The following is an 18,644-nucleotide window of genomic DNA, read 5'->3' on the forward strand; positions in this document are numbered from 1 at the left end:
TCCTTGTCTTCCAGAAACAAGCTCCATTAGGAGTCCTGGGAGGTCAGAGACTCAAAAATCGCTCACCGGAGTTGGCTGCGGAAGTTTCGTATGCGAGTCTCCGAGTCGATGATGATCAGCTCGATGGCTGCAATCTGTGCAAAGTCTTCAAGGTGCTCGAGAGTAAGGGCCTGACTAAAGCTTGTGTGATGGGCTCCTCCCGCATAGATCCAGGCTGCAGCAGCAATTTTGAGACTTGGCCTAGGCATCCATACGGCGCGTGCTACGGGCAGCTTCGGAAGCGGCTGCTCAGGCTGGATCACGTCCACCTCGTTGACGATCATTCGGAAACGATCGCCCATATCAACGAGAGAGGCGACGACAGCAGGGCCAGGGGGAGCCGTAAAGACGAGCCGAGCAGGATCGGCCTTGCCTCCGATTCCCAAGGGGTGCACCTCCAGCGATGGCCTCCCAGCTGCGATAGAAGGACAGATCTCTAGCATGTGCGAACCCAAGACCTTCGGCGTGCCGCTGAAGTCGTAGGTGTAGTCCTCCATGAAGGAGGTGCCTCCGGGCAGGCCGAGCGCCATCACTTTCATAGTCCGGACCAGCGCGGCTGTCTTCCAATCCCCTTCTCCAGCGAAACCAAATCCGTCCGCCATGAGTCTTTGGACTGCGATGCCAGGCAGTTGGTCGAGTCCATGGAGGTCCTGGAAGGTATCGGTGAACGCGCCGAAGCCGCCCTCGGTGAGAAAACCGCGTAGGCCCAACTCGATTCTTGCAGCTGCACGCAGACTGTCCGGACGATCGTGCTCTTTGGCAATGGAGTAGTCTTCGCGGTATGAGTCTACAAGCTTTGATACCTCCGCCTCGGAACTCTGTTGAATCCGATCGACGAGATCGGCGACTCCGTAGCCGTTCACGCTGTACCCCAGCTGGGCCTGAGCTGCGACCTTGTCCCCTTCGGTGACTGCGACGTCCCGCATATTGTCCCCGAAGCGAGCGACTTTTAGATTTTGCGATTCATGCCAGCCCGCAGCGGCTCTCGTCCAGGCGGCGACTTCGAGGACGGTCTCGGGATCTTGCCAAAAACCTACGACTACCTTGCGGGCCAATTTCAATCTTGCCGTGATGAAGCCGAATTCGCGGTCTCCATGCGCGGCCTGATGGAGATTCATGAAGTCCATATCGATGGAAGACCATGGCAACGCTAGATAGAACTGCGTGTGAAGATGCAGGATTGGCTTGTTGAGCGCGATCAGGCCGGCGATCCACATCTTTGCCGGCGAGAAGGTATGCATCCAAAGTATGAGACCGAGACAGGCTACGTCGGCGTTTGCTTCCCGGCAGAGAGCTTTGACTTCTTCAGCGGTTGTTACCGCCGGTTTGTGAACAACCTCGTAAGGAATGACGGATTCGGAATTGAGAAACCCGGCGATCTCCCTGGAGTTGTTCGCTACATGTATTAGCGCCTCTTTTCCATAAAGGTGTTGACTGCCTGTAACAAGCCAGATTTTGAGACGCTTTGAGACTTTCACAGATCTCTCTCCAGGATTCGCTGCTCGGGACGTTCAGTTTTACAAAAGTAAGGAATAGTAAAAATTTCTCCAGAAAAGCTTTCCTGACAAGTTATAGGCTTTGAGTGAGATGCGTCAACTCAATTAGTCCGTTCGATGCTACGGGCCACATTCGTGTTAGAGGATCGAGTTCGGGGCAATACCAAGGAGACGCGATCAGGTTGTCGGCCTGTTTGGAAAAAAGGGCCTGATCGCTCAAAGGTTGTGCTCCTTCCTTGACTGTCCGTAGGTGGCTTTGGCGCCGTGCTTGCGAAAGTAATGCCTGTCCAGCAGGGTATGTGACACCTCCTGCGTGTTCGCCTCGAGCGAAAGGGTGCGATACGCCATGCGCGCAACCGCTTCGAGCACGACAGCGTTGTGGGCGGCTTCGTGCGGCGTCTTTCCCCAGACAAAGGGAGCGTGCCCATGGACGAGGCAGGCAGGCACCGCAAGCGGATCGATAGCGGCGCAGTCTTCGCCTCCGCGAAATCGTGCCACTATCGCCGCACCTGTCTCGCGAACGTACTGCCCCTCGATCGCTTCGTCGGATAGCGGGGCCGTGACAGGAACTGGCCCGTGGAAGTAGTCGGCGTGGGTTGTGCCAAATGCAGGGATGGGCAGTCCGGCTTGCGCGAAGCTGGTGGCAAACTCAGAGTGAGTGTGAACGACGGCTCCGATCTCGCCAAACTCCCGATATAACAGGGTGTGGGTATTGAGATCGGAGGAGGGCCGCAAATTCCCTTCGATGATGTTTCCCTCCAGATCGGTTACCACCATGTGTTCGGGCTTGAGTTTGTCGTAGTCAACACCGGAGGGTTTGATGACGACGAGGCCTTGCTCGCGATCGACGCCCGAAGCGTTGCCGAAGGTGTAGAGCACCAGTCCTCCACGGACCAGTTCCAGGTTTGCTTCGAGGACTTCCTCGCGTAGTTGTGTGAGTAGCATGTCCTGTCTCCAGTTGTCGCGTCGAGCTTCATCCCTTTCCCGGGCGAAAGCGGATGGAGTAAAAGCCACCAAAGAGTGTCAGCAGCAGGCCCCACCAGAAAGTGGGATGTAGGTTGCTGAGTACAGTGGAGCTCTCATGCCCACTAAACCACTCATACGCTCCATACGGCAGAAGAATGATGCCGTAGAGCAGAGTAAGGCCTCCAACGAAGAACCAGATCGAGAGAGACTCGCCACGTCCTGTACCTTCCGCCATGAGAAAACCTCCGATACGTCGTGTTCGAACTTTAGAAGAAAATTATGTTTAAGAAGAAGAAGATCGTGATCACAATCGCTGCCCAGAAGATTGGTTTTTGCCAAAGAGATCTTGCCCCGTCGTCGGGGATCGTCGTCGCGCCGTAGACCAGGCCAGCAAGCTGAGCTTCCGGAACAGGACGCGTGAGCAGGCTGACTGAGACCGTAACAACGACGCAGATGAGCCAACTCCAGAAGGCGCGGTAGAGATTCTCTGCCATTGGCTTTGCGTCCACGGACAATGCGATCCGAGCCAGAGCCTGCTGCCCGCCGTATGTGGTGTAAAGCCACATTGCTATCGAGGAGACGGTGCCGGCAAGCAGCCCCCAGAAGCCGCCGGCTTTCGTGGCGCGTTTCCAGAGCATCCCAAGAATGACGGTGCCAAAGAGCGGCGCGATGAAGAAGCTGAAGAGCGCCTGGACGTAATCCATGATGGAAGCGGCGTGCATCACGAGATAGGCCGTGCCGATCGATGCAATCATGCCAACAACGGTCGACCATCGGCCCATAGAGACGTAATGTGCGTCGCTTGCTTTCTTGTTGAAGAAGGCACCGTAGAGGTCGTAGGTCCAAACGGTGGAGAACGCGCTGACGTTGCCGGCCATGCCGCTCATGAATCCGGCGACCAGCGCTGTAATGCCCAAGCCGAGAAGGCCGGGGCCGCAATATCGAATCAGCATGAGAGGGAGAACTTCGTTGTAGCTGTAAGGATGGGCTGCATCGACTTGATTCTCTCCGACAAGATGGATGATCTGATGGGTATGCGGGTCGCGGAGGACTGCGAGCGCCAAAAGACCGGGAACGATGACGATGAATGGGACTGCCATCTTGAAGGCAGCGCCGATCACCGGGGCCATCTTTGCGGCGCGGAGGTTGTTGGCGCTGAGGACGCGCTGTACTACGAGAAAATCAGTCGTCCAATAGCCGAAGCTGATGACAAAGCCGAGGCCGAAGACGATGCCCGTCCAGTGCACGCCCATGGGATTGTCTTTGAAGGAGCCGAGCGTGGTCCAGAGATGGGTGTAGTCGCTCGATCCGACGTTCAAAGCAATCTGTGCCTTGAGCTTGGTCCATCCACCCGCCTCCCACAGGCCGAGAATCGGGATCAGCGCAGCTCCTGCCCATATGAGAACGAATTGCAATACCTCGTTGATGATGGCCGACCTCAGCCCGCCAAGCATGACGTAAATGGCAACCGTGACTGCGCCGACCCAGATGGAGAAGCTGATGTTCCATCCGAGAACTACTTTCATGACCAGAGCCATGGAATACATATTGACGCCCGACATGAGGATGGTCATGAAGGCGAAGCTGACGGCGCTGACTCCGCGCGCGCCCTCACCGAAGCGAAGCTGCAGGTAGCCAGGGACGGAATGGGTTTTAGAGATGTAGTAGAAGGGCATCATGACGATGCCAAGAAACAACATCGCAGGAATGGCCCCGATCCAGTACCAGTGGGTTGCGAGCATTCCGTATTGGTAGGCTGCGCCCGCCCAACCCATCAACTCCAGGGAGCCGAGATTTGCCGAGACGAAGCTGAGCCCGGCGATCCAGGCGGTCATCTCGCGACCGGCCAGAAAGAAATCCTCGCTGGTCTTGGTGGACCCTTTCACATAAAAGCCAATGAAAAGTACGACCACAAAATAAAGGACGAGTATCAGAATGTCGATCGGTGCGAGATGGGTGAGTTGCGTAGTGAGCAGGATGGCCAAGGCGGTCATGGTTTCTCGATAGCCGACGGAAGCTTGAAACTTTCTAAGTGTGACATATATGCGTATTCGCGGAGTTTGGGGAGTACTTCGGCGAGCCTGGAAGCGGGCGCGGAGTCATCGCCGAACGCGAAGTAGACGCTGCGGTAGAGACGATAAAGTTGCTCATAAACCGCAACGTTGCTTGGGTTCGGAAGGTAGGATTTATGCTTCAGGCACATGTGATTCTGTGCTTCCTCGATGCTTGGAAAGATGCCAGCGGCAAGTTGTGCGAAGATGCCCGACCCGATACTGGTTGGGATGCCGTCTGGAACCAGCACCTCCTTGTTGAACACGTCCGCGTAGACCTGATTGAGAGTGGCGTTGTTTTGCGGGATGCCCCCGGCATTGATGACTCGTTTGATTGGAACACCGTTCTCGGCGAGTCGATCAAGAATGATGCGCGTATGGAAGGCGGTGCCTTCAATGGCGGCAAATAGCTCGTCTTGCGCGGTGTGGAGAAGATTCCATCCGATCGTGATACCGCCAAGCTCTGATTTGATGAGCACGGTGCGATCGCCATTGTCCCAGGAAAGCCGCATCAATCCGGTCTGGCCGGCGCGGTACTCTTCAAGTCCTTCGGACAGAGTTTGCACGTCGGTGCCGGCCCTGCGTGCGATCGCTTCGAAGATATCCCCCACAGCGGACAGGCCCGCCTCCACCCCCGTGTACGCTGGATGAACGCTGCCAGGTACGACACCACATACACCGGGGATGATCTGGGTTCGGCCCTGCATTGCAATTATGCAAGTGGAGGTGCCAACGACGTTGACCACGTCTCCCTCGCGGCATCCTGCACCGATTGCGTCCCAATGCGCGTCGAATGCTCCGACTGGAATCGGAATGCCTGCGTTCAAACCGAGGCGCTCAGCCCAGGTTGGAGACAAGGTCCCAGCCAAGTGATCGGAGGTGAGCACCTCACCTGCCAGCTTTTCGCGGATTCCTGCGAACAATGGGTCGACTTCAGTGAAAAATTCCTGCGGCGGAAAACCGCCCCACTTCGGGTTCCAGAGCCATTTATGCCCCAGCGCGCATACACTGCGCTTTGCTTGCTGCGGACTTGTGATTCCGCACAGAGTGGCGGCAACCATGTCGCAATGCTCGAAAGCGGATGCAAGGAGCGCTCGCTTCTCAGGATTATTCCGCAGCCAATGGAGTAACTTTGCAAAGCCCCACTCGTGCGAGTACACGCCACCGCACCACTGAATCGCTTCAAGCCCCTGTGCATGCGCCAGTTTAGTGATCTGTTGCGCTTCTTTGACAGCACGATGATCGCACCACAGATAATAGTCGTCCAGTGGCGTCATCTCAGCATCTACTGGAATGACGCTTGAGCCTGTTGTGTCCAGAGCGAGCGCCTCGACCTTATTGCCCTTAATTCCGGTCTGCAAAAGCACCTTGTGCATTGCTTGAACCAAGGCGTTCATCTGATCGTTGTGGGACTGAGTGGCGAAATCGGGATCCTCACGCTTGCGATGTAAAGGGTATGCGGCAGATGCTGTACCTAGCCGACCAGTCTTGCTATCAAGCAGGGTTACGCGGGTACTTAGCGTTCCAAAATCTACTCCTGCAACTATCCGCATCGATGGTTTGCTCCATGGCTCATGCATAATCCAGGTTTCTCGGCAAAAGCGACTTTACGAGTTCAAGAGGGTGGTTGGCACAGAGACTGGCCGAGTTCAACAGGCGCACTTTTACACGATGAAGACATGTTGTTTAGCAACCGGAAATTTTACAAATCGACTCCTGTAAGCTACTTTTTTATGCGGAAACATGAAAAGCTTTTCACTGGGACAAATCGTAGGGTATACATATAGGGCTGTCAAGAGTAGGTTCGAGTTCTCGGCAGCTATGGTTAGGGGCGTCTGCTTCAGTCGCTCCACGTATCGGGCATTGCAATCTAGCCTTAGCGCCATAACCGCGTTGTAGGTAGAACCACGTGATCGATCTATCGGACTAACCGTTTCGTGGAAAAGGAGAGGGACGTTGCGATGAACAAGCAGTTGAAGCTTCCAAAGTTTTCGATCGGAGTCGGTGACAGATTTGCTCACCAGGCAAAAGCGCAACTGAAAGCATGCGTCAATGCGGGAGAGGCCGGAATCGATGTGGTGCCGGTGTGGAATAAGTCGAATCGAGAGCACTTGATTATTGGGTCAGAGCCACTCCAGACGAGGGCTGCGGCCGACGCTGCCGTAAAGGAGTTGGGATGGGTCAAGCCATACTTCGTCGATGCGGATCATATCAACGAGAAGACGGTTGAGAGATTCATCCAGCCTTGCGACTTTTTTACTCTGGACGTCGCGGACTTGATTGGAGAAGCCGCAAGGCCAGCGGATGTAGCCGCGTTTGTTAGGCGGCATCAAGAGCTTGTGGGAGCAGTAACGATCACAAATATCGCTGAACCGTTCCAGACGGATAAAGGATTTGTTGAGGGCGTGGCCAACAAATTTCTGGCGGCCATCCAACATGCAGGGGAGATTTATCGTCTGCTCGTGGAGAAGAAGGGCGAAGGAAACTTCGTGCCTGAGATCTCGATGGACGAGACGGACTCTCCTCAGACACCATTGGAACTATTGATTATTCTCGCGGCCATCGCTGACCAGAAAATCCCGATCCAGACGGTTGCGCCGAAGTTCACCGGCCGCTTCAATAAAGGCGTTGACTACGCTGGCGATGTGATGCAGTTTTCAAAAGAGTTCGAGGAGGATTTGGCGACGATCGCGTTTGCGATCAAAACCTACGATCTACCGGACAATCTGAAGTTAAGCGTTCACTCCGGATCAGACAAGTTTTCGATCTACAAAGCAATTCACGCTGGAATCAAGAAATTCGATGCAGGAGTTCACTTGAAGACCGCCGGAACAACTTGGTTGGAAGAAGTGATCGGCCTCGCTGAGTCGGGTGGCTCTGGACTCGAGATCGCGAAAGAGATATATGAGGGGGCCTACGCGCACCGCGAGGAGCTTTGTGCGCCTTACGCCGCTGTCATCGATATCCACCCGACAAAGCTGCCGACGCCGGACAAGGTTAATGAGTGGATGAGCGAGCAGTTTACCTCGACGCTGCGGCACGACCCAGGGAATGGCTTGTACAACGAGAGCTTCAGGCAGCTGTTGCATGTAGGCTTCAAAGTCGCGGCAAAGATGGGTAAAACGTATCTAATGGCACTCGAAGCCAACCAAGAAATTATCGCAAAAAATGTGACAGAAAACCTCTTCCTTCGGCATATCAAGCCCGTGTTTCTGGGAGTCTAGTGGTGTGATTTCGCAGAACACGCGAAATTTGGTGATCTTCTTATGCCATCGGTCTCAGTCCCTCGCTTCTGCTACTGCGATTTGACAATTAGGACAAACATTGGCTACCGTTCTGATGTTTCCAGTTAACGCTACAGTTATGGCCCCAAATCATGCGGGCGAGTACGGCTGAAACGTGTTTGCCCAATTCGATTAATCGGGCCTCGTACACGACATAGCAACTGCCCGCATAAACCTGATACGGAAGCGTGATGGTCGGGTTGTCAGGTACCAAACTCTTATAACTTTGCAGGAACAGAGAAAAGCCGGAGTGCCAGTGAAGTCAATCCATTTAGAAAAAGCAGCTCTCGCGCGCCTCTTAGGATTGAAGGCCGCGGCTCTCATGGTTGCCACGTCATTAATCGCGACCGGCGAGGCACAAACAACACCCGCATCCTTGCAGATTGCCTTGGACAAACCTGTTCATGCCGTAAGCCAAACACTCTACGGGTTGATGACCGAGGAGATCAACTTCTCCTATGACGGCGGCCTGTATGCAGAACTCGTGAGAAACCGGACATTTCAGGACCATGGATTCGGAGGGGTCGCGCACTGGAATATCGAACATTATGGAAGTTCGAGAGCTTCGATGGAGATCGACCAGGCAGAGGGTCCGAGTGCAGCGCTCTCTCATAGTCTGGCGTTGACGATCACGCAGGCCGACCCCGCAAACAGAGCGGGTGTGCGAAATGAAGGTTACTGGGGTATGGCCCTTCGGCCGAACACCACATACAAGGGTTCGTTGTATGCCAAGGCTGACTCGACTTTTGCGGGGAGTCTGAATTTAGCGTTGATCAACGACAACACGGGAAAAGCAGCCGCGTCAACGGACACTTCAGCATTGACGAGAGAGTGGAAGCGATACGAGTTCACGCTCAAGACGGGCGACTTGGAGACGTCGTCTGAAAATCATCTGCTGCTGACTGCTGGCCATAACGGCAGGATCTGGCTGGACCTGATCTCGCTGATGCCACCAACCTTCAACAATCGGGAGAACGGCAATCGGTCTGATCTGATGGAGAAGATGGCAGCCATGCATCCGACCTTCCTAAGGCTTCCCGGCGGCAACTATCTTGAGGGAGATCAGATTGATGAAAGGTTCGATTGGAAGAACACGATTGGTCCGTTGGTTGATCGACCTACCCATCGCAGTCCGTGGAACTACCAGTCGTCAGACGGCATGGGCTTGCTCGAGTTTCTGGAGTGGACTGAGGACCTAAAGATTGAGACTGTGCTCGCGGTCTATGCCGGCTACTCACTCAAAGGGGACCATATTCAGGCAGGACCAGCGCTAGTACCGTACGTGCAAGATGCGCTCGACGAGATCGAGTTTGCGATCGGTGATACCTCGACTCAATGGGGTGCGCTGCGCGCGAAGCTCGGTCATCCAATGCCGTTTCATGTGAACTATGTTGAGATCGGCAACGAAGACCAGTTCGATCACTCCGACAGCTATGAGGGTCGCTATGCGCAGTTTTACAAAGCCATCAAAACAAAATATCCACAGCTTCAACTAATCGCGACAACTCCACTCAAACGAATGAGGCCTGATGTTGTCGACGACCACTACTATAGGCGCGCGGACGAGTTCTTTGACGATGTGAAGCACTATGACCAGACTGATCGCAACGGACCCAAGATCTTCGTAGGCGAATGGGCGACTCGGGAGGGCTCACCCACGACAAACATGGGCGCCGCTTTGGGAGACGCGGCGTGGATGACCGGCATGGAGAGGAACAGCGACTTGATTGTGATGGCTTCCTACGCGCCGTTGTTCGTGAATGTGAATCCAGGGGGCATGCAGTGGGAGTCAGATCTGATCGGTTATGACGCGCTGAAGAGCTACGGCTCGCCGAGCTATTACGCGCAGTGCATGTTCGGAGAGTATCTGGGCAACGAAGTTCCCACCTCTTCCATTACCGGCGAGGGTAAACTTTTCTTCTATTCGGTCACCCGCGATTCTCGTACTGGAAAGATCTACCTCAAGATGGTCAACGCTTCGTCCGTTCCTCAAGTGTTGGACATTAACTTCTCCGGTATGAACAAGGTCATGCCAGTAGCCATGCTCATCTCGCTCAGCGGCAAGACGAACGCAGAGACCAATTCGATCAGCGCTCCGACGCAGATCGTGCCGGTGAAGACATCCACGCGAATCGAGGGGCCGAATTTCTCCCACACCATCCCACCGTACAGTGTGCAAGTGCTTGAGTTGGAGGCTCACTAGGGGCCACGTCTTTTGACCGAGTTGGTTGACAGCTTACTCGGGATAGCATTAGCTATCAACTCGCTTCGGATGAGGTTCAGATTCTCATGTCTAAAATTCCCTGCGATCTGCAAGCATGGGTTGGTCGGTTGTGTGTGCCAGCTTGAAGATTTTCTCCATCTGCCTCCAACGTGTGCTGGGGTCTGACCCGGAGGAGACATTCTGGTAGCTCGACATCAAGCTCTCCCATGCCTGCACTGCCGGATTGAGGCGGTCCATCTCTGCCTTACGCTCGAACGTGAAGTCGTTTGTCGTATCCATGATCATGAAAAGGATTCCTTGCAAATGAAATATCTCCATATCTAGAACACCCGCATCGCGGATACTCTGGTGAATTTCCGGGCGGCCAATTCTGTGATGCTCAATATATTCGGCAATGAGTTCAGGGTCAGGGCGAAGACTCAACGTAAGACAGAAGCGTTTCATGATTCACTCCTCTATTCGGAAAAGCTTTAAGGCAGTTGGCGCCGTCAGACTTTAGATTTACCACGTTATCAGGACGGCGATAACCTCCGGCGTTGCGCATAGTTAACGCTAAATGTTATGCTTTCGGGCTAATACCTCGTTTGGGGAATGAGACTCCTTTGCGCTATCGTGATCTTGGAACGACCGGCCTGAGCGTCTCAGTGCTCGGTTTTGGTGCTTCTACGCTGGGAAATGTGTTCGGAAAAGTTGGTGCTTCGAGTGGAGAGCGTGCAGTCCGCCACTCGGTTGACTGCGGCATTAACCTGTTTGACGTTTCGCCCTACTACGGGATCACGCAAGCGGAGCAGCGACTAGGCGGGGCATTGGAAGGGCTGCGACATGGGGTCGTTCTCGCCACCAAATGCGGCAGGTATGGTTTGAAGGAGTTCGATTTTTCTGCACGCGGGGTTACGGATCGCTTCGAAGACTCCTTGCGGCGCCTGCGCACGGACTATGTTGATCTGCTTCAGGTGCATGATATCGAGTTCGGGGATATTCAGCAGATCATATCCGAGACGCTGCCTGCCCTCCGTCGTCTGCAAGAGCAGGGCAAGGCCAGGTTTGTGGGTATTACCGGCTATTGGCCAAATGTTCTGACGCACGTTGCACGGCTTGAACCGGTAGACACGATCCTGAACTATTGTCATGCCAACCTGATGATGAACGATATGGATCGCGCGCTTACGCCATTCGTGCGCGAGAGCGGCGTGGGCCTCTTGAACGCTTCGCCCATGCACATGGGTCTATTGGTGGGGATCGACATTCCGGAATGGCATCCTGCACCCAAGAATGTAAAGCTTGCGGCTGCGAAAGTGGTCGCCATTTGCCATTACGCTGGAGTAGCGCCTTCGGCGGTTGCTCTTAATGCATGCCTCTCTCACCCTGTCGCGGCATCCACACTCGTCGGCATGTCCAGCGAGGCACAGGTAGACGAAAATTGCGCTGCGCTCGACTTTCAACCAAGCGAAGAGTTGATTCGGGTGCTGAACGAGACGATTGCTCCAATCTTCAACACGACATGGCCGCAAGGACGTCCCGAAAATGAGCACTTTGGGTCAAGGAACTCCTTTCAGCCAAATAGTCGATCATGGGCAAAAAAAGAAACTATCGTGTTCGAGAGAATAGATTCGCACCATCATCTTTGGAGCTACACGCCAGGTGAGTTTGGCTGGATCGACGATGCAATGCAGCCCCTTCGCCGCGATTTTCTTCCTGCGGAGTTGGAGGCCCAAGCGGCTCGGGCTCATGTCGAGAGCACAGTTGTCGTACAAGCGCGCCAGACCCTGGATGAGACGGCATGGCTTCTTGAATTGTTTGACACGCACAATTTCATCAGCGGCGTTGTGGGGTGGCTGCCCATAGCGAACTCGACCTTCCCTGCCCTCCTCGATGAGTTCTCCGAACAACCTGGGCTGAAAGGGCTGCGGCACGTCGTTCAGGCTGAAGAGGCTGGTTTTCTGGACGATCCCTCTTTCAACAGCGGCGTACGCCTCCTGCGCGACACCGGTCTCGTCTACGACCTTTTGGTCTTTTCCAGACAGCTCGAAGAGGTCACCCGTTTCGTTGATCGGCACCCGAATCAGCTCTTCGTGTTAGATCACCTGGGGAAGCCCGCCATGGCTCAAGGCGAAATTAAAAGCTGGACCATGGCTCTTCGAGAGCTCGCTAGACGTCACAACGTGAGCTGCAAGATCTCCGGGTTGGTGACCGAAGCGGACTGGAAGAGGTGGACGCCAGCTGCTCTCGCGCCCTACTTCCAGGTTGCCCTGGAGGCTTTTGGCGCAGACAGGCTGATGGTGGGGACAGACTGGCCTGTGTTGACGCTGGGCTGCGACTACGCCGAATGGTGGCGCGTTGTAGAAGGATGGATTGCCCCACTCTCCACAACTGAGCAGGCGGACATTCTAGGCATGGTCGCGAAGCGCGTATATCGACTCGCACACTCGAAGACTCATGTCCATGGTTCCGTCATGCTCTCACATCGCTCACAACAAATTGAGGATCTATGAAAGCGTTATCGTTGATTAACAAAGGCGATGCACGTATCGTCGAGATCTCTGAGCCGGTCTTCTCTGCAGACGACTTACTGCTTCGGGTCGACATGGTGGGACTGTGCGGAACAGATCTGAACAGCTTTCGCGGTAATAATCCCCTGGTGACCTATCCTCGCGTCCTCGGCCATGAGATTGCGGCCACGGTGTTGCAGGGTACGTCGGGGGTACCTGCAGGAACACGCGTTGCGGTCTCGCCTTACACAAGTTGTGGCCGCTGCCCTTCCTGTCGTCGCGGACGCTTCAATGCTTGCAGGGAAAATCAGACCTTTGGAGTGCAGCGCGACGGGGCCTTGACGGAGTTGTTGGTCGTACCCGAAGGGAAGGTGTATCCATCAGCACTCTCGACGAAGGAGCTGTGCCTGGTTGAGCCGTTGACAGTCGGCTTTCATGCAGTAGCTCGCGCTCGCGTGACTGAGACCGATGTTGTGGCGGTATTCGGATGCGGCGGCATTGGACTTGGCGCCGTTGCAGGCTCAGCCTTCCGAAGAGCCCGAACCATCGCAATCGATCTGGACGACACGAAGCTCGAGACCGCGCGGGCCGCAGGTGCGAAACACCTGATCAACTCCGAGCGGGAGGACTTTCGCGCCCGGCTGCAGGAGCTTACGGATGGAGACGGTCCTGACGTCGTCATCGAGGCGATCGGGCTGCAGGCGACCTTCCAGGCTGCAGTGCAGGTTGTCGCATTCACCGGTCGCGTGGTCTACATCGGGTATGCCAAGGAACCGGTCGCATACGAGACGAAGCTTTTTGTGCAGAAGGAACTCGACATTCTCGGGTCAAGGAATGCGCTTCCAGAGGATTTTCGGCAGGTGATCGCAATGCTGGGGGCCGGACGGTTTCCGGTTGACCTTGCGGTGAGCGCGATCGTCGGCCTGGAGGAAGCTCCTTCAATGCTTGCAAAGTGGTCCAGTTCTCCCGCCGACTACACGAAAATCATGGTGCAAATTCACCTTTAGCGAAACATGAAAGGTCGCGATGATCGTCTCCACCCCAGACCCTTCCGCCGTTGATGCGAATCGCAGCGCCCCGCTTCTTCCTTCAGGTGTTCTGCGAGCTTTTCTCCTGATCACGGGCCTGTTTTTTCTTTGGGGAATCCCGAACAATCTGAATGATGTTTTAATTCGCCAGTTTATGAAATCGTTTGCGATTAGCCGCTTCGAAGCAGGGCTGGTACAGTCGGCTTTTTACCTGGGCTACTTTCTGCTGGCGCTTCCCGCGGGGCTGCTCGTGAAGAGGAAGGGATATAAAGCCGGCTTCATGACGGGTCTTCTGCTTTTTGCATCGGGATGTTTTCTCTTTCTGCCAGCCGCAAACTCCGGAAGATATGTTTTCTTTCTGATGGCCCTGTTTGTCGTCGCCAGCGGATTAGCCTTTTTGGAGACGGCCTCAAATCCATTTATCGCGCAGCTCGGGCCAACGGCAACTTCGGAGAGGCGACTCAATTTGGCGCAGGCATTCAATCCGCTCGGCGCCATCCTGGGAGTGCTGGTCGGCACAACGTTTATATTCTCCGGGATCGAACTGACCGGACACCAGATCGCGGTCATGCGGGACCAGGGAACCTACACGGCGTACCTGCATCGCGAGACGCTACGGATCGTCGCGCCGTACCTAGTTCTCGGCACGGTTGCCCTGGTCTGGGCGGTGATGATCCTTATGACGCGCTTTCCGACATTTATCCGCACACGCGAGCACACCGCAGAGATAAGCGGCAACTGGAGGGAGCTTTTACGCTACAGGCACTTTCTCTTCGCTATCGTCGCGCAGTTCCTCTACGTAGGCGCGCAGGTAGGAACCTGGAGCTACTTCATCCAGTATGCGCAGGACTACGCGCATACTCCAGAGAAGACGGCCGGGCACCTCCTCACCTACACCCTTGGCGCGTTTGGCCTTGGCCGCTTCTCATCGACCTTCCTGATGAAACGCTTCGCGCCAGGCTCTCTGATGACGGTCTTTGCGCTTTCAAATGTCGCGCTGCTGCTTGTTGGTATCTTTAACCCTGGCACAATCGGGATTGGCGCTGTTCTACTGACCAGCTTCTTCATGTCGATGATGTTTCCGACGATCTTCGCCATGGGCTTGAAGGGGCTCGGCGCGAATACCAATCTCGGCGGCTCTCTCCTCGTGATGGCCATCATTGGCGGCGCGATCATAACGCCATTGATGGGTCTCATTGCGGAACACACGCACAGCACGGCCGCAAGCTATCAACTCCCTCTCTACGCCTACCTGGTGATCGCTGTATTCGCCCAGTACATGCGTCGCTACGAAGCGAACCTGATGGTGACAACGACGTTCGAGATCTGACGCCAAAAAGAGAGGCCCACACAAATTATGTGGACCCTTTGGCCAATGCTGCAAACTCTATATAGAATCCTGCTCGCGAGCGGACGGACCGTTAGGCTCGCACCTGAAGTCTTACCTCGGTCGGCAAGACTGCGTGCTCCTCAAAGAGAATGAGCTCGTTGCTTTGACGAAGCCAATCGGACGGAACGTGATAATAACGTTGTGACGGAGTCTCCGGCGCATTGCTCGCATCGATCAGCCAATGACGGCCGACAGCTTTGCCGTTCAGCCAGATCATGCCCTTCCCAAGACCATTTCCATCGATGCGAAAGACCGCGCTTCCGGATAATAGACTTGCCGGAACCGCCAACTGCTTTCTGTACCACTGAAGCGGTTGAGGCGTTCCTGTGGCCCGCCAGATATTTTCATCCTTCGTGGGTGCGCTGACAGAACGCTCACCGATGAGGCCTGCACGCATCGTCCAGTTGCGAAGAGGTTTGCCGTTAAACAGGACACCTTCCCATATACCTTTCCGCTCGAAGTTCATCGGACTTGCAATCTGCCAGTCGCCCTTGACCATGCCTATCGCAACTGCGAGTAGGTCCAGGCGATGCGCTCCCTCCGGCAAAGAGGGAATGGTGAATGCGTGCCGGAAGCCACTCTCGTGATGCTCCTCGCTCACGTTCGCAACGACCCTTGGATGAACAGGATCATCAGGCGTAATGGCTCCACGATCTTCGTGCAGCGGCAGTTTGGACGAGGCGACGAGAGCGTCATCCACGAACACATAGAAAAAGTCCCCACCGTACGGAATGACTATCTCTTGCGCGCCTGCCTTCGCGACTAGCAGCATCGTGCTGTACCAGCAGTAGTCTGTCATGTCTTTCGTCAGCAGCAGTTGCTCGATTGGTTCTATAGAGACAACGCCTTTGTCCTGCCTGACTCCGGGAAGAGACTCCTTCCACATCGTCCAGGAGCTTGCCTCGTCGCCTCCGGGCACTGTGGTCCAGTTGGTTTCACTGTAACTATGCTCGACCTTCGAATGGACAGCATTCAGATCAAAGAGGGTTTCGCCTTTGCCGTTCAGGAGACGGGCATCCTTCGGGTCCGTTCCCCGCACTAGCAGCAGTTGATCGCTTCCCTTGGTCCAAGTGGTCGTCCGATGCTCTCCATCGAGACTGTCAGAGCTGTATCCCTCCAAAAAGATAGAGCTGTGCTCCTGCATGAAAGCATGGAACTGACCGAGATAAACTCCTGTCTGCGTAATGCCTCCATACTCGTCGATGGGGGCGGAAAAGTCGTAAGAGGTCGTCTGAAGATACATCGGATTGCGACCGAAGTTAGAGCCGCCGTGCCACGGGTAGTAGTTCCAGCCTGAGCCACCGCGGCTTACAAAATCTAGAATGGCACCGGCAATCTCCCGCACGTCCCGAGGCATGGGGTTGCGGCCTCCCCAGACCCTGTACCAGGCTGGATAAAGTTCGGTCCAAAGAAGTGGTGTGCCCGGGTGGGACTTGCGAACGGCCGCGATGCGCTCCGGGGGAATCGTAAATCCGTTCGAGGTCTCGATAACGCCTTGAGCGCCGCCCTCGCAGGTTGTGGTTGGCACGGTGGTAAGACCGACTCGCTTCGCCAACTCAACAATCCACCTGAGATATTCCTGCCCCTCTCCTCCGTACCGTTTGGCGACGTTGGTGTATTCGTTCTCTACCTGGACTAGCACCACCGGACCGCCATTGGATGCGAAATGTGGTCGCACCACGGCAGCCAGTTTGTGAAAGAAGGCCTCTACACGTGCCGTATAGGCTGCGTTCATCGTGCGAATGGTGATGCCCGGTTCGTCGCGCAGATAAGGAGGAAATCCTCCGTAGTTCCACTCCGCGCATATGTAAGGTCCGACTCGGAGGAAGACAGAGAGTCCCTTTTGCTGACACAGGTCGAGGTAGTGGCCAAGATCGCGCTCGCCGGTGAAGTCATAGTTCCCACGGCTTGTCTCATGGAAGTTCCAGAAGACGTAAGTTGCAACCATGTTCAGACCCAGCGCTTTGCTTCGCTCAAGGAGAACGGGCCACATAGCTCGAGTCGACCGAGGGTAATGTATTTCTCCGCAGGTGACGAGGGTTCGGTGTCCATTCAAAATGACCGATTTTTCGTCGTAAGCGACAGGCTGGTCTTTCGTGTAGATACCAGCAAAGGTCTTCTTGCCTGCGCTGAACGCCACGGTTGCAGCGCCACCCTTTAGAAAATCTCTTCTCGGAATCACGATATCCCCTTGCTCCTACGAAATGCCACCCCGCTGCCGACGGCTGAGGCGCAGGTCGTCAATGGCTCTGCTCAAGAGTGACGACCTTGTAGAACAAAGAGGCATGTGGCGCAAGAGAGGTGTGAAGAGCTTCCGCATCGGCACTCTCTTTCTTAACCTCTTGCTGCGCCCATAGATCACGGACTCCGGCTGCTGGAGCACCGATCCCAATACTCTTCCAGGAGAGATGCACGCTCTTGGTGGTGTCACCCGTGTTGAAGACTGCCACATACTTTGCCAGGGTCTTGCCGCCGGAGGTCTCCTCATCTGCCGTCCAGGCAATAATGTCGTCATTACGGTAGGCCTGGTGGCCATGGGTGCTGGCTTGATTGACCGCCAGCACCTCGGGATTGGTGAGCAGACTGAAGGTGAATGCGTCGCTCGTGGAAAGGTCGCCACCGAAGATCAGTGGAGAGCGAAAGATCGACCACAAAGTCATCAGAGTGATCTGCTCGTCATGCGTAAGCAAGCTGTTGCGATCGACACCGCGCTCGCCTCGGATCGCGATGTGACCAAGCGGCAACATATCCGCGTCGGGCCAGCCTCCCGGATGCGAGTCGTTCTCCCAAAGGTGAGCCCGCTCAAACTGCTGCTTGACATCGATCCATCGATCCCAGAAGTCATCCGAGATACGCCACATCTGCGCGTTGGCTTTGAGCTCCAGATAATTGCTAATCGGCGCGGGTCCAGGCGAAAGACTGAGAACGATGGGTCGACCTGTCTTCCTCAGAGCAGAGCTGAGAGCACGGATTTCGGGCTCATGGAAGGGCCGACTCATATCGTCTGCCTTAACCAGATCAACCCCCCATGCTGCGTAAAGACGTGCGATGGAGTCGTAGTAGTCCTGAGCGCCCGGCTTGCTCATATCGACGCCGTAAGTGTCTTCCATCTGGGGCCAGTGGCAGATGTTAACCTTGTCGGCAATATCGGCGGCATGGTACTTCGACCCTTCGATGGGCAGGTTTTTTTCGACTGCCTCCCGCGAAATTCCACGCATGATGTGAATACCAAACTTCAAGCCCTTACTATGCACGTAGGCGGCGAGCGGCTTGAACCCCGCTCCGTCAGCCGCGGTCGGAAAACGATTGAGCGCTGGCTGAAAGCGCCCGTACTGGTCCAGCACGACCCTGCCCCGAGGGATGTAGCCATTAGCATGGGCGTCGGGTGCGTACCACTCAATGTCGACCGTGACGTATTGCCAACCATACTTTGCTAGCCTAGCCGCCATGACATCGGTATTTGCCTTCACTTCGTCCTCGCGCACGGAGGGTCCGAATGAATCCCAACTGTTCCATCCCATGGGTGGCGTGGGAGCCAGCATCGTGCTGGAAACATCCTGAGCATTTAGCGTGTGAATAAAGGATGCCGCGAGACAAAGAGACGTCAGGCAAGATGCGGTCGCGGAAAGCGCCATGAGTAAAAATCCTTGGGAGGGAAATTAGTATGTTTGAGGCAT

The 18,644-nt window shown here is 55.2% G+C and carries 13 protein-coding genes; 5 read left to right on the top strand and 8 right to left on the bottom strand.

What is annotated here, in order from left to right:
- Positions 1 to 62: 62 nt before the first annotated feature.
- The 5 genes from araA to RBB75_RS00255 form a co-directional block, all read right to left on the bottom strand.
- The gene (araA, locus tag RBB75_RS00235; RefSeq protein ID WP_179638518.1) at positions 63 to 1,517 is read right to left on the bottom strand and encodes an L-arabinose isomerase; all 1,455 of its coding nucleotides are present in this window, start codon (positions 1,515 to 1,517) and stop codon (positions 63 to 65) included.
- 234 nt (positions 1,518 to 1,751) lie between these two features.
- A complete protein-coding gene (araD, locus tag RBB75_RS00240; protein WP_179638519.1) occupies positions 1,752 to 2,480 on the bottom strand; it encodes an L-ribulose-5-phosphate 4-epimerase AraD in 729 nt (242 codons plus the stop codon).
- Positions 2,481 to 2,508: 28 nt separating this feature from the next.
- Positions 2,509 to 2,736, bottom strand: a complete 228-nt coding sequence (locus tag RBB75_RS00245) for a hypothetical protein (RefSeq protein ID WP_179638520.1) — start codon at positions 2,734 to 2,736, stop codon at positions 2,509 to 2,511.
- Between the two features lie 31 nt (positions 2,737 to 2,767).
- The gene (locus RBB75_RS00250; RefSeq protein ID WP_179638521.1) at positions 2,768 to 4,495 is read right to left on the bottom strand and encodes a sodium:solute symporter family protein; all 1,728 of its coding nucleotides are present in this window, start codon (positions 4,493 to 4,495) and stop codon (positions 2,768 to 2,770) included.
- Positions 4,492 to 6,105 (bottom strand): ribulokinase, encoded by a 1,614-nt coding sequence (locus tag RBB75_RS00255; RefSeq protein ID WP_179638522.1) that lies wholly within the window; start codon positions 6,103 to 6,105, stop codon positions 4,492 to 4,494. The genes RBB75_RS00250 and RBB75_RS00255 overlap by 4 nt, the downstream gene beginning before the upstream one ends.
- Before the next feature lie 408 nt (positions 6,106 to 6,513).
- Here RBB75_RS00255 and RBB75_RS00260 point away from each other — a divergent pair, with 408 nt between their 5' ends.
- Positions 6,514 to 7,776: a tagaturonate epimerase family protein gene (locus tag RBB75_RS00260; RefSeq protein WP_353069175.1), complete on the top strand. Its 1,263-nt coding sequence runs from the start codon at positions 6,514 to 6,516 to the stop codon at positions 7,774 to 7,776.
- Between the two features lie 316 nt (positions 7,777 to 8,092).
- On the top strand, positions 8,093 to 10,039 hold the full coding sequence (locus RBB75_RS00265; RefSeq protein WP_353069176.1) for an alpha-L-arabinofuranosidase C-terminal domain-containing protein: 1,947 nt from the start codon (positions 8,093 to 8,095) through the stop codon (positions 10,037 to 10,039).
- A gap of 90 nt (positions 10,040 to 10,129) precedes the next feature.
- Here the strand turns inward: RBB75_RS00265 and RBB75_RS00270 are convergent, their stop codons facing one another.
- Positions 10,130 to 10,504, bottom strand: coding sequence for an L-rhamnose mutarotase (locus RBB75_RS00270; RefSeq protein ID WP_179638524.1), 375 nt, complete (start codon positions 10,502 to 10,504; stop codon positions 10,130 to 10,132).
- A gap of 158 nt (positions 10,505 to 10,662) precedes the next feature.
- Between RBB75_RS00270 and RBB75_RS00275 the strand changes: the two genes are divergently transcribed.
- From RBB75_RS00275 to fucP, 3 genes are read left to right on the top strand one after another with little or no spacing between them, the layout of a single operon-like run.
- Entirely contained in the window at positions 10,663 to 12,552 is a 1,890-nt protein-coding gene (locus RBB75_RS00275; protein ID WP_257030970.1) for an aldo/keto reductase, read from the top strand.
- A complete protein-coding gene (locus RBB75_RS00280) occupies positions 12,549 to 13,556 on the top strand; it encodes a zinc-binding alcohol dehydrogenase family protein (protein WP_179638525.1) in 1,008 nt (335 codons plus the stop codon). The genes RBB75_RS00275 and RBB75_RS00280 overlap by 4 nt, the downstream gene beginning before the upstream one ends.
- Before the next feature lie 19 nt (positions 13,557 to 13,575).
- Complete coding sequence (fucP, locus tag RBB75_RS00285) at positions 13,576 to 14,907, top strand: L-fucose:H+ symporter permease (RefSeq protein ID WP_179638526.1); 1,332 nt, start codon at positions 13,576 to 13,578, stop codon at positions 14,905 to 14,907.
- A gap of 91 nt (positions 14,908 to 14,998) precedes the next feature.
- Here the strand turns inward: fucP and RBB75_RS00290 are convergent, their stop codons facing one another.
- Together RBB75_RS00290 and RBB75_RS00295 are read right to left on the bottom strand one after the other, a co-directional pair.
- Entirely contained in the window at positions 14,999 to 17,149 is a 2,151-nt protein-coding gene (locus RBB75_RS00290) for a beta-galactosidase (RefSeq protein WP_179638527.1), read from the bottom strand.
- Positions 17,150 to 17,207: 58 nt separating this feature from the next.
- Positions 17,208 to 18,509 (bottom strand): glycoside hydrolase family 27 protein, encoded by a 1,302-nt coding sequence (locus RBB75_RS00295; RefSeq protein WP_257030971.1) that lies wholly within the window; start codon positions 18,507 to 18,509, stop codon positions 17,208 to 17,210.
- Between the last annotated feature and the right edge of the window lie 135 nt (positions 18,510 to 18,644).

Source organism: Tunturibacter empetritectus (assembly GCF_040358985.1).
Classification (GTDB): domain Bacteria; phylum Acidobacteriota; class Terriglobia; order Terriglobales; family Acidobacteriaceae; genus Edaphobacter; species Edaphobacter empetritectus.